Below are 12,356 nucleotides of genomic sequence, written 5' to 3'. Positions count from 1 at the left end.
GCGACTATGACACGACCCTGGGAGCGAGGTGACGGGAAGCCCCGGCTCTAGTTGAGCGCTAGTTCGGGGCTACTTCACCACCAGGTTCACCATGCGGCCCGGCACCACGATGGTCTTCACCACGTTCTTGCCGGCGGTGAGCTCCGTGACCCGGGCATCGGCCAGCGCGATTTCTTCGATGGCGTCCTTCGAGGCGTCCACAGGCACGTCGATGCGGGCCTTGACTTTGCCGTTGATTTGGACGGGCAGCTCCACGGTGTCGTCGACAAGCAATTGCTCATCGAAGTCGGGGAACGCCTCGAACGTGATCGTTCCGGTGTTGCCAAGTGCCGCCCACAGCTCCTCCGCGATGTGCGGCGCGAGCGGGGAGACCATCTGCACCAGCGGTGCGACAGCCGCGCGCGGGGCGCCGGACGGGTAGGTCTTGGTGAGGTAGTTGACGTACTCAATGAGCTTCGCGGCGACGGTGTTCAGGCGCAGTGCCTCGTAGTCCTCGCGCACGCCCGCGATGGTGCGGTGCAGCTGCTTCGCGTCGTCGTCAGTGAGCTCGGCTTCGGTGACCGCGAGCTCGCCCGTCTCCTCGTTCACCGCAAGACGCCACAGGCGCTGCAGGAAGCGGTGCGCGCCGACGACGTCCTTCGTCGCCCACGGACGCGACGTGTCCAGCGGGCCCATGGACATCTCGTACACGCGCAGGGTGTCGGCACCGTACTCCGCCACCACATCGTCCGGCGCGACGGAGTTCTTCAGCGACTTGCCCATCTTGCCGTACTCGCGGTTTACTTCGGCGCCCTGGTAGAAGTACTTGCCGTCGCGCTCCTCCACCTCGGCGGCCGGGACGTACACGCCGCGGGCATCCGTGTAGGCGTAGGCCTGGATGTAGCCCTGGTTGAACAGGCGGCGGTACGGCTCCTTCGAGGTGACGAAGCCGAGATCGTAGAGCACCTTGTGCCAAAAACGGGAGTACAAAAGGTGCAGCACGGCGTGCTCCACACCACCGACGTAAAGGTCCACGCCGCCCGGGTCGTTCGCGCCGTGGGTCTCAGGGCGCGGGCCCGTCCAGTACGCCTCATTTTGCTTATCGACGAACTGCTGGTCATTCGTCGGGTCGATGTAGCGCAGCTGGTACCAGGAAGAACCCGCCCACTGCGGCATCACGTTCGTATCCCGGTAGTACTTCTGCTTCCCGTGGCCCAAGTCGAGCTCCACCTCGACCCAGTCGGTGGCCTTCGCTAGCGGGGGAGCGGGCTCAGAGTCCGCGTCGTCCGGGTCGAAGGCAACCGGGTTGTAGTCCTCCACCTGCGGCAACTCCACCGGGAGCATGTCCTCCGGCAGGCCGTGCGCCTGGCCGTTCTCGTCGTAGACGATCGGGAAAGGCTCGCCCCAGTAGCGCTGGCGGGCAAACAGCCAGTCGCGCAGCTTGTACTGGATCTTCTCCTGGCCCGCCCCTTCGTCACGCAGCCAAGAGATCGCTTTGTCGATGGCTTCTTCCTTGCCCAGGCCGTTGAGATCCAAGCCCGAATCGTTGGCCGAGTTGATGTGGGACGCGTCGCCGGTGAACGCCTCCTCGGAAACATCGCCGTCAAGCACCGGGACGATCGGCAGGCCGAAGACTCCTGCGAACTCGTAGTCGCGCTCGTCGTGCGCCGGCACCGCCATGATGGCACCGGTGCCGTAGCCGGTGAGCACGTAGTCCGCGATAAACACCGGCACCTGCTCGCCATTGACCGGGTTCGTGGCGTACGCACCCAAGAACACACCAGTCTTTTCCTTGTTCTCCTGGCGCTCCACGTCGGACTTCGCAGCGATGGCGCGCTTGTAGGCATCCACGGCCTCGCGCGGGGTGGCCTGGCCATTCGTCCAGCGCTCGTCGGTGCCCTCCGGGTAGGAGGGTGCCAAGAGAACGTCGACAAGCTCATGCTCCGGTGCAAGCACCATGTAGGTCGCGCCGAAGAGCGTGTCGGGGCGGGTGGTGAAGACCTCAATCGGGCGTTGCTGCCCGTCCTGGCCCTCCGCCAAGAAAGTCACCTGGGCGCCGCGGGAGCGGCCGATCCAGTTGCGCTGCATCGAGATGACCTTTTCAGGCCAATCCAACAGGTCAAGGTCGTCGAGCAGGCGGTCCGAGTACGCGGTGATGCGCATCATCCACTGGCGCAGGCGCTTGCGGAACACCGGGTAGTTGCCGCGCTCGGAGCGACCATCTGCCGTGACCTCCTCGTTCGCCAGCACCGTGCCGAGGCCCGGGCACCAGTTGACCATGGATTCGGAGAGGTAGACCAGACGGAACTCGTCGATAGCCTTGTGCTTCTCCTCCGTGGAAAGCTCGCGGAAATCGCGCCCGTCCTTGGTCTGGCGCGCGCCAGTCATGAGGTCTTTCACTAGGTCCTCGATCGGGCGTGCCTTTTGCTGCTCCTCATCAAACCACGCGTTGTAAATCTGCAGGAAGATCCACTGCGTCCACTTGTAAAACTCCGGATCCGTGGTGGCCACCGAACGGCGCGGGTCGTGGCCAAGCCCCAACATGGCCAGCTGGCGGCGCATGTTCTTGATGTTCGCCTCAGTAGTCGTGCGCGGGTGCGTACCCGTCTGAATGGCGTACTGCTCCGCAGGCAGACCAAACGCGTCGTACCCCAGCGTATGCAGCACGTTCTTGCCCAACATGCGGTTGTAGCGGGCGTAAACATCCGTGGCAATGTAGCTCAGCGGGTGGCCAACATGCAGGCCCGCACCGGAAGGGTAGGGGAACATGTCCTGCACATTGAGCTTCTCCTGCGGCAGCTCGCCCTCATTGGTGGCGAGGTCACCCACCGGGTTCGGCGCGTAGAACGTGTGGTTATCAGCCCAGTACTGCTGCCACTTCTGCTCAATCTGGTTCGCCAGCCCCGCGCTGTAGCGGTGCGCCGGGCCGGAAGACGCGGTCACCGCGTTAGCCGCGTTCGGGTTCGCGTTGTTGGTCGCGTTGGAGTTCGCCTCAGTCATAGTTGGCCAGTCTAATCTGTGCCGTTGCTGCGGGCGCCCAGGGATTGGGGCGCGGGCGCGGGCGAAACGGGGAACGGGAGAGATAGGTGGGTATAGACACGATGCGGACCATAGGGCCAAACCTGAATCCGCGGGCGATTTTCGGAGGTATTCAAGGGCATCTCGGTATTGCGACGTGGGGTAACAGCGCAGATGCTCAAAGGCTATTCAGGTTTGGCGAGCAAACCTGAATACGCGGGCCCGCTGGGTGGAGGAGCAGGTGAGCGGGAGAGATCTAGGACGGGGCCGTTTTCGCAGCTCAGCGATTTGTCCGGAATTCTCATCCCGGTCGCGCCGCGCTGGTGTTCAGCACCGTGTTAAAGATCAGCATCGCCCAAATCGGGACATTCAAACAGGTTGTAAATAGAGCGCGCGCTTTGCGACGGCTCCGCCCCCACCACGTAATCCCCCAACGAAACATTTGGATAGGTTGGTCGGAGACGTCGGAAAGCACCACGTTTTCACTCGCCGCGATGAACGTCTCGCCGAACTTCTGCCCCGTCACACCTACTTCGTGATGTGCGGGGCCGAGCGTACTCCACTGGGGTTGTCGCGAGCTGATAGTCGCTTTGCACTGGACAAATGGTAATTTTCCACCCCCGTTACCCCCACCGTTTCCCGACACCCGTCGAGTATGGTTCTATTCATATTTGAACCTGTCAGTTCCCTGTCACCCTTTAGGAGAGTCGCTGTGAAGAAGATTGCAGCCGCGGCCGTCGCCGCAACCATGACCGTTTCCCTTGCCGCCGCACCGGCAGCGGATGCCGCTTCGAACACGATGAGCGGCTCTGGCCGGAATGAGACATGCACCCTTTACCTGGAGGGTGTAGGTCGCGTCACCACCACACCCAACAAGGTTGACGATAACCGGGATATCCGCAAAGCCCTCGCAGACGAGAACATTGGCCTGGTTCGCACGTCGGCGGATCTTGGTCAGGCATTCGGCTCATCCGACCCGGAACTCATCGCGTTGGCAAACAACATCGACGCCGTCCAGGCATGCAAGGCCAGCAAGGACTACAAGTCCAAAGAAATGACCACCTGGGAGCAGGCCGGCATCATCATCGGAGTCATCCTCGCGGTCATCGGTGCCATTGCACCGATCGTCGCTCCAATGATCCAGCAGCACCTGCCGTTCTAGTTCTAGGCGCACTTCCGCGCGGCCGTCCCACTTGGGTCGGCCGCGTTTTTGTTGTCCAGCGGAGCAGCCGTTCAGCTCGCGGAAAATGGGACGACCGCCGACGCATATCAGCTGGCCAGTACTTCGGGCCAAAAGCGATACGGCAAGTTCCGGAACGCAAGTGAGCCGTATGCATCGCGAACTTTACCCCCGCTACCCCCGTCTTCGCCAGGACAGCCGTGGTGATCGGTGTTATTTATAAAACCAGCTCAACCATTTGCTGCCACAATCTAGGAGTTTTCCGTGAAGAAGATCGCTGCTGCGGCCGTCGCTGCTACCACGACCCTGTCCCTCGTCGCGCCGATGGCTGGCGCCGCATCGAATACCATGACCGCGGACGGCTACTGCCAAATCGTTCGTGACGACGCTACCGACCTGGGCTTCCTCAGCGACGAGGACCCCATTTCCAAGAACTTCACCCCCCAGGAGGCCCACTGGCAGTACTACGCTGAACCAGGTAACCCAGATGCGTTCGTGGCCTCCTCGCGCTGGGGTGAGGCCCTCGGCTCGTCGGACGGCACCTACGCTTACGATATCCGCTACGCGAACAACCTCCGCGCCGTGCGGGCATGCGCCGAAGGGAAGGACTTCCAGAGCGCCCCGGTCGCGGGTGCCGAGAAGGCTGGCATCATTATCGGCACCGTGCTGCTCGCGATTGCTGGGGTAGCGGCCGCGGCATCTCCGCTGCTGCTCCCGTACATCCAGAAGCACCTGCCGTTCTAGTTCGCCTTCGTGACACCTTAACGCGCGGCCGTTCCACACTGGGACGGCCGCTCGATTTTGCCCGTCGTTGGTCTTGTTGCAGAAATCGAGAATCTGAGACATGCACTGAACTAATACAGACTGGTAGTGGCGCCGCAGCGAAAAGGTGGACCCGATTTCTGCAACGGCCTTTCGGGCGCGGTGCGGTGCTAAGTTCAGAGAGTCTTTTCCTGCCGTGGTTTACTTGGAACAATCCGTACAACCCGAACGGCCGCTTCGCCCACATGCAGTAGAGCGGGGCAGAGCCACGGGGCCGGCCGCAGGACCAGACTAGAACGGCCCGTAGAAGACCTGGGTGGTGGGGTTGCCGAACAGGTCGCTGCTGAGGTGATCGATATCCATCACCTTGAAGTCCTCGAGGGACGGCGGGTAGTCGGTTGGCAATTCTTTGGCGAGGGGGTTGTCCTCCGGTTCGTAGAACGCCACCACGATGCGCCCGGGCCCCTGGGCTTCGAGGGCGCGCATGACTTCGGGCCACTCGTCGGGGTGTATGTCCGCGCCCGGCGGAACAAGGTCGCGTACGTCATGGGGCAACCAGCGGCCGGCGGCGGCGAGAATCGGGGCGACGTCCTCTAGAGAGGCACCATCCTCGATTTCATTTCCTGCCTCAGCTACGAGATCGGCGAAGTAATCGAAGGGTGTCCCCTCGAGCACGCAGAGCACGTCTGCGGATTCGGCGAGCGCATCGTGGACCGCCGCGGGCAGGTCGTCGTTTGCTTCGAAAGCTTCACTATCGACGAGCCGCAGAACAGCCTTCGCGCTAGCAATCGCCTGAACGACATCCCAAGCCGGGTAATTCTGGTGCTTCTCCACCAACACTTCCACGGCGGTCAGCATCGCACGCAGCGCACCGTACACCGAGCGCTTCGCCTCCAGATCGATTAAGAGCTCCACCTTATCCGTCACCATCTGGACGAAGAGCCGCGGCTCGGGCTCGCCGGGTTGGAACAACGGAAGGGGTGTGAGCAACGAGCCTTCCGGAGGACTGAGCACTGCGGCATCGACGTCTGCGCCCTCCAGCTCCGTGTAGCGGATCTGCATGTCCATTTCGGCCGTGCCGCCTTCGGGTTCGCCGAACTCCGGATCCGTGAATTCCGCTAGCAGCGCGCGTTCCGCTTGACCCGGAAAACGAACGATCTCGGGGAGGCAGGTTTCTAAGATGCCGCAAAGCTGGTCCACCATCGCGTAATCGAAGTTTTCCACCTGCTCGCGAATCGTCCGGGCCAACCCGTACGCGGTGACGAAACGGGGTTCCAGCACGAGAGCGTGGTGGCAGCACGTTTCGAGAAGACGGGCAAAGGAGCGGGAGCTATCGGGAGTTTCTGCGTTTTGTTGTGCAGCCAGCATGAACTGCGCCATCACCGTATAGCCGGCCAGCTCTTCGGCAACCTCGCCTGAATCCGGCTGCGATTCGTCTTTTAGACGGTAGCTTTTGGCGGCTTGGGTGAGGGCGGCCACGATAGCGTCGCCAAGCTCAATCCCTGCTTCATCTAATTGCCCGAACCGTGCGGCGACGGTGACCTTGCCGCGCACCTGCGTGCCTGCCGGTTTTACCGCGACTTTCCATGTCTTTGACTCCATAGTGCGAAGTGTAGGAACTGTGGCGGGTGCGCGGAAGACTTTTGGTGCTCACTTCAGTGGGCAGTTCTTGGGTCGCCACTGCCATGGCGGGCACCCTCGCCATCACCGGCGCAGCACCGATGCAACCGGCGCTGGCCCAGAACGCTTCCGAGTCCTCTGAGACCAGCAGCGAGATCGGCAGCACCATCGGCGTGTTGGTGCTCATCGCGGTGCTCCTGGGCCTGTACGGCTGGTTCAGCCCGTACAACCAAAACGGCGCCTGGGCCAACGCGTACAGGTAACGCAGCCCGAATGGGTGAACACACCGGGATGGACGCGGAACGATCCGGCACCTGGTACATGCCCGGGTCCCGTGAATCGCAGGCGCAGCATCTGCAAACATTCGCCTTAACCCGCGAGTTCAACGCCCTCGGCAACACTGGCGGCGTTCCCGCACGTGCGATCCGCGAGCTTGGGTAGGGATCACAAGCGCGGCGACGACGCCGCCCATCACACGACCGCTGGTCACGCCGGCTGCAGGCCCCAGCTACCAAAGCGCCGACCTTCAACGACCTCTTCCACCGCGAAGACCATGTCCCGCAACGCGCCGTAGGCCGGGCGTTTCGTCTCCAACTCCACGATCACTTGGACTTCACCAACCCACATCTCCACAAACAACGCCGGCTCTGGCTGCCTGGGAGCGAACAGCTGCATCGGGAAATACATGCAACTGGGGTGCCTGCCCACCTCGCTGCCATCCACCTCGTCGCACTTGACGCTCATGGTGAGTTCCGCGCGCCCCGCGTCCTTCAGGGCGGCGCCGGGCTCCGGGAACGCTAGATCTCGAACCTCCACCCGCATCAGCCGATCCGCCTCCCCGGCGCGCTCGACGGGTTGGGGGAGCGCCCACGAGATGGCGTTGCACAGCTCCTGCGCGGTTTGCATATAACCCGCATTGGCCCGCTCACGCGCGGTCACTACCAGGGCGTGCAGGCAGATAAACCGCGGCTCGAGCAGCAGCGCTTCCCGGCACAGATCCGCCATCATTCCCGCCGCCGACGCCAGCGATTCCGCCGTCTTTGCCTCCCGCATCCCCAATAGGGGCAGCGCCGCCATGACCGTAATGCTTGCGAGAGTCTGCACAGCCTCCGCTTCATCAGCCCACGTGTTGCGCCGCGGACGCCACTGCTTTGCCGCTTGGTTGATCGCGTCGACGATCTCCGCGCCGACTTCCTTCCCGAACCCGTCGAGGTCCCCCGACGGACTCGCCGCAATAACCCGGCCACGAACGTGCGTCCCCGCCGCCTTGACCCCGATTTTCCAAGTTTTAATCCCCATGCCGGGCATCTTAAGGCACCGCACGCGGCAACTTAACCCTTCAGGTGCGCATTACAGTGGACATTCGCTTATCGACGAACCCCCGGCCCAGCCCGCCGTGCAGAAGGATCCCTAGCTGCTACCGGAACAGATCCCAGATGGTCACGCCGACGATCACGATGCCGGCCGCGGCGACGATGAGCGTGTCCGGGCGGTTCGCGTACTGCTTGAACGCGGACGCCTTGCGGAACAGTAGCGACGGCACGATGTAGACCAGAAACGCCACGAACAGGCCGCCGACAACCGAGATCATGTCCATCACGGACGGGTTCAGCACGGCCACGAGCGTTGCGGTGACGAACACGAAGAGGTTGATGATCCAGCGCAGGATGCGGTCGTCGACACGCTGCGCGAAATCCGGCGCCACCACACGCATGATGTAGGTGGTGCCCTCCTCCGTGCCGAGCATGTGCCCGAAGTAGGAGGAAGAGATCGCGGCCGCCGCGATCAGCGGGCTGAGCCACGCCATGAACGGCGTGTCCGTCTCGTTGGCCAGGTAGGACAGCACGGGGATGTTCTGCGAGGCGGCCTCGTCGAGCCCGTCCGCGCCCAGCGCCAGCGCGCACGACCACACGAAGAACATGGTGAACACCACGAGCAGTGAACACGCGATCAACTCGATTTTGGTCACTTCTTTTTCGGTGGCGTCGACGTCGCCGTCGTTACGCTTTTGCACATCGATCGCAAGCTGGGAAAGCGCCGCCATGTGGGAAAACGAGAACACCATCACCGGAAGGATCAGCAGCAGCGACTGCCACATCGGCGTATCCGATTCGTACGACATGAAGCTCGAAATGTCCCAGCGCGGGATGAGGTAGAGCGACACGCCCGCCAGCGCGATAATCAACGGGTACACGAGGAAGTTCGCCAGCGCCAGCGTCGCCTTCTGCCCGAGCGCGAACGCCGCGGTCAGCACACCCACGCAGATCGGGGCGAGCACCCAGCGGCTCAGCTCCGCGCCGCCGAGCTGGTTTTGGATGAAGCTGTCGACCGTGTTCGTGATCGAGATGCCGTAGATGAGCACCGTCGGGTAGATCGCCAGCCAATACAACACCGCCGTGGCGAACCCGCGCTTCCGCCCGGTCAGTGCCGTGACCACCTGCAGCACGTCCATGCCCATCACGGGCGAACCGGACACGATGCGCGCGTACGTGCGGTGCGACAGGTACACCAGCGGCCCGATGAATAACGTCACAATCGCAAGCGGCCAGAAGCCGAACGTTCCGGCGTCGAGCGGCAGGAACAAAATCCCCGCGCCCACCGCCGTGCCGAACAGCGTCACCGCCCACGACATCGTCGACCCGTCCGGATCGTCGCCCTCGGCTGTCTCTTTAACCTGTTCGCGGTCCGCCTCGGAGAGGTTCTCGAGGTCGAATTCCTCGCCCGCCTGCTGCTCAGTCATTCCTTCACAGTACTTTTCCGGGCTCTTGCTTATCGACGTTTCCCTGGCCCACCTCACCGGTCTTCCACGCCCCGCTCGGTCCCCGCCAGATCCCCGCCAGATCCCAAAACGGAGTCTGCACCTCGAAGTTAGTCGACTACCGGGCGCAACTGGCGCCCCCCAATTTTCCAAGTTGTAATCCCCATGTCGGGCAGCTTAGGGTACCGCACGCGGCAACTTAACCCTTCAGGTGCGCATTACAGTGGACATTCGCTTATCGACGAACCTCCGGTCGCTTCCGTCTAGAACTAACCGCCCCTCCAAACCGATAGGCGTGCTCTAATACGGCTTGGTGCTCCCAATAGAACAGTGGGGGTTCCAAACGCCCCAGTGCACGAGCGCTTACTTCTTCAGCTCGTAAACGGTGTCTTCCTGGTCCGGGATCGGGTTGCCCTTGCTGTCCATTAGCGGCCCCTTCGAACCGTCCTCCTCGATGCGACCCTCGGTGGAGCAAGCGTAGCCGTCGGCAAGCTGATCCTTAGGCTCGATGAACATCGGGTTCACCAACCAGTTGCCGTCCTCGTTGAAGTACGCGTTGCACATCAACTCGACCTTGTTGCGGTTCAGCGTCAGGCGCAGGTGCGTCGCATCGGAGAGGAAGGAGACGTCGGTGTCAGAGTCGCCGGCGGCGAACACCTGGCGGTTTTCCTCAGGAGCCACATCCCAGGCCTTTTCGCCGGTAATACCGAGGACTTCCTCGTTCACGCGGCAGCGCTTGCCCTCGATGTACGTCATGGAAGCTTCGCCGCCGCACTCCTCAAGCTCGTAGCCCCACTTCTTGTCGCCGTCGAGGACCGCTTTCACACCCATGACCTTCTCAGCCGGGATGCCGATGCCCTTCGCCCACACCTGGCCGATCGGCTCTGGTGACGCCGTAACAACGCGCACGTCGAAGCCGTGGGCGGTGAGCTGGTTGATCAGGTCCTCGATCTCCTCGTAGTAGCGGATCCAACCGGTGTACTCCTTGGTACCCACCTTGATCTTCTCGCCCTCAGCCGCGTCGAGGAACTGCTTGCGCGCCTTTTCCGTGTGGCTGCGGATTTCGTCCTCGGTGTAGCCGGCCATCAGCTGGTTGGTGAAGAGGTAGGCGGGCTGAATGCGGCGCGCGTTGAAGCCGTCGAAAGCCTTCTCACCAGCGGTGGTCTCGGATTCCCCGATGATCGTCTCGATCGCGTCGGCACAGTCAGCGCCTTCCGGCTTGCTGGTCGGCAGAACCTCGCCCGGTTTGGCGATCGCCCCGCACTTCTCGTTGAGCTCCTTCACTGCCGGCTCCGTGAAGTACTCGTTCACATCGGCCCAATCCTCGGGCTGAATCACCAGGTCATTGAGCAGCACGTAGTGGGTCTGCGCCTCACCGATGTCGTTCTTCACCACCGTGTTGTCCCAGTCGAACAGTGCGAGCGGCGCGTCATCGCGGTCCGGGTCGGAGCCGCAATCCCCGAGCTCCTCCAGCATCTCGTCGAGACGCTCGCGGTTCTCGTCCAGCCACTTGAGGTCCTTGAGCTTGCCACATGCATCGTCACCCGCGGCGTTCTCGGAGGAGGACTCCGTTGCGGCGGACGCCTCCGTCACTGCAGTTTCAGATTGCGACGCTTCCTGGGACGCATCCCCGGAGCATGCTGCGGCGAACATACCAACGGAGGCAATACCTGCAACCGCGATGCTGGTGCGGATCTTCTGACGGAACGTTTTCATGGCGACGGGAACTCCTCAACAATTCAGGAGGAAGCAACGTTTCGAAGCTAAGACCTGTCCATGGCGACCCGCTGAACAGCGGGTGACGACACGGTAAAGGTTGCACAAAGAGCAGTTTGCTTATCGACGCCCACGTCCCACCAAACCCCGCCTCCCCACAAGCCCAACCAACCCGGTCGTCGCGCCTGTGGACACGCCGCCGACCACGCCCGGCGGCCCAATAGCGCACAACGCACACCCCGCACTCAGTTAACGCCGTTTTGTGGCGCTGTTTCGCGCTATCGCGACCCCGCCCCCGCTCTGGCAGGCACCCTCGCCGTTACCGGCGCAGCACCTACGCAACCCGCAGCCTGAACGCGTGACCACACCGGTCGCTTCCGTGCGGAACGATCCTTAGCTCAGCCGCCCCACAAGCGCCTGGGCAACGGCGAGATCCTCCCAGGGCATGCCCACCGTTTTGAACACGACACGCCGCTGCGGGTCCAACGCCACGTCGCCGCGGACCACGTCGGCCATCACTGCGACATCGCCCCATTCAAGTGCACGCTTCTCGACGCTCACGGCCACATCCCCCGCCTCCCGACGCGCCGCCCCAAGGTCTTCCACCACAACCTGGGCGCCGGCGAGAACGTCCTCCGACAGCTCGCGCGTATCCGCCGTGTGCGCCCCAACCGCGAGGATGATCGCGTCATCTCGCAGGTTGCGCGCGTCCAAGATGGGCGTAGGCGAAGACGTAGCAGTAACTACCACCCCGGCCTCCGAAACGCACTGGTCGGCCGCCGGCGTTCCAGCCTGCACCCACCGGTACGGAAATCCGTCTGGTTCGTGGCGGGAGATGAACGTGAACGTGACGTCGCGCACCCCCTCCAGCACGTCCGCGATGGTTGCCGCGTGCCCCCGGCCCTGCGCACCGGTACCGAAGATCACCACACGCAACGGAGCGTCGGTCGCGCGGAGCAGGTCGAGTACACCAGCCACGGCAACGGCTGGGGTGCGGAGGGTGGTGAGGGCTGCGGCGTCGATAAGCCACTGCGGAGTAAGCGTCTCCCCGCCCATGAGCAGGTACGCGCCCTGCACGAGGGGGACATCGATCGTGGACCCGGCGGGCTGGATGCCGAGCACTTTGACCCCAACTGAGCCGCCGAGCGCCGACGGCAACAGGTGCATCTCTCCGTGCGGGAGCGCGACCTTTTGGCGTTGTGGGTCCGAGGCGGGATCGAAGCCGTCGGTCAAGGCTGCGCGGATCGCCTCGACCGCGGCCGCGGGTGAAAGGGCTGCCATTGCTTCGTCATAAACCACGTAACGCATGCGGCCAGTGTAGGA

The 12,356-nt window shown here is 63.0% G+C and carries 10 protein-coding genes; 4 read left to right on the top strand and 6 right to left on the bottom strand.

Annotation, left to right across the window (positions count from 1 at the left end):
* Positions 1–69: 69 nt before the first annotated feature.
* The gene (gene leuS, locus HWX32_RS00150; RefSeq protein WP_175934265.1) at positions 70–2,979 is read right to left on the bottom strand and encodes a leucine--tRNA ligase; all 2,910 of its coding nucleotides are present in this window, start codon (positions 2,977–2,979) and stop codon (positions 70–72) included.
* A gap of 730 nt (positions 2,980–3,709) precedes the next feature.
* Between leuS and HWX32_RS00145 the strand changes: the two genes are divergently transcribed.
* Positions 3,710–4,159, top strand: coding sequence for a hypothetical protein (locus HWX32_RS00145; protein ID WP_075468667.1), 450 nt, complete (start codon positions 3,710–3,712; stop codon positions 4,157–4,159).
* 282 nt (positions 4,160–4,441) lie between these two features.
* A complete protein-coding gene (locus HWX32_RS00140; RefSeq protein WP_175934264.1) occupies positions 4,442–4,921 on the top strand; it encodes a hypothetical protein in 480 nt (159 codons plus the stop codon).
* Between the two features lie 309 nt (positions 4,922–5,230).
* Here the strand turns inward: HWX32_RS00140 and HWX32_RS00135 are convergent, their stop codons facing one another.
* Positions 5,231–6,541 carry a hypothetical protein gene (locus tag HWX32_RS00135; RefSeq protein ID WP_175934263.1) on the bottom strand — a complete coding sequence of 437 codons (1,311 nt, stop codon included), beginning with the start codon at positions 6,539–6,541 and terminating at the stop codon, positions 5,231–5,233.
* 83 nt (positions 6,542–6,624) lie between these two features.
* Here HWX32_RS00135 and HWX32_RS00130 point away from each other — a divergent pair, with 83 nt between their 5' ends.
* Both HWX32_RS00130 and HWX32_RS00125 read left to right on the top strand, forming a co-directional pair.
* Positions 6,625–6,822: a hypothetical protein gene (locus HWX32_RS00130; RefSeq protein WP_175934262.1), complete on the top strand. Its 198-nt coding sequence runs from the start codon at positions 6,625–6,627 to the stop codon at positions 6,820–6,822.
* 10 nt (positions 6,823–6,832) lie between these two features.
* Complete coding sequence (locus HWX32_RS00125; protein WP_175934261.1) at positions 6,833–7,000, top strand: hypothetical protein; 168 nt, start codon at positions 6,833–6,835, stop codon at positions 6,998–7,000.
* A 45-nt stretch (positions 7,001–7,045) separates the two neighbouring features.
* Here the strand turns inward: HWX32_RS00125 and HWX32_RS00120 are convergent, their stop codons facing one another.
* The 4 genes from HWX32_RS00120 to HWX32_RS00105 all read right to left on the bottom strand — a co-directional run bounded on the left by HWX32_RS00120 (position 7,046) and on the right by HWX32_RS00105 (position 12,341).
* The gene (locus HWX32_RS00120; RefSeq protein WP_175934260.1) at positions 7,046–7,858 is read right to left on the bottom strand and encodes a hypothetical protein; all 813 of its coding nucleotides are present in this window, start codon (positions 7,856–7,858) and stop codon (positions 7,046–7,048) included.
* A gap of 118 nt (positions 7,859–7,976) precedes the next feature.
* A complete protein-coding gene (locus HWX32_RS00115; protein WP_175934259.1) occupies positions 7,977–9,299 on the bottom strand; it encodes an aromatic amino acid transport family protein in 1,323 nt (440 codons plus the stop codon).
* A 381-nt stretch (positions 9,300–9,680) separates the two neighbouring features.
* Entirely contained in the window at positions 9,681–11,033 is a 1,353-nt protein-coding gene (locus tag HWX32_RS00110; protein ID WP_175934258.1) for a haloacid dehalogenase-like hydrolase, read from the bottom strand.
* Positions 11,034–11,426: 393 nt separating this feature from the next.
* Entirely contained in the window at positions 11,427–12,341 is a 915-nt protein-coding gene (locus HWX32_RS00105; RefSeq protein ID WP_175934257.1) for an ornithine cyclodeaminase family protein, read from the bottom strand.
* Positions 12,342–12,356: the final 15 nt, after the last annotated feature.

The organism is Corynebacterium sp. Marseille-P4321 (genome assembly GCF_903645305.1).
In the GTDB taxonomy this organism is placed as follows: Bacteria; Actinomycetota; Actinomycetes; order Mycobacteriales; family Mycobacteriaceae; genus Corynebacterium.
This window is presented reverse-complemented; position numbering and strand designations above follow the sequence as displayed.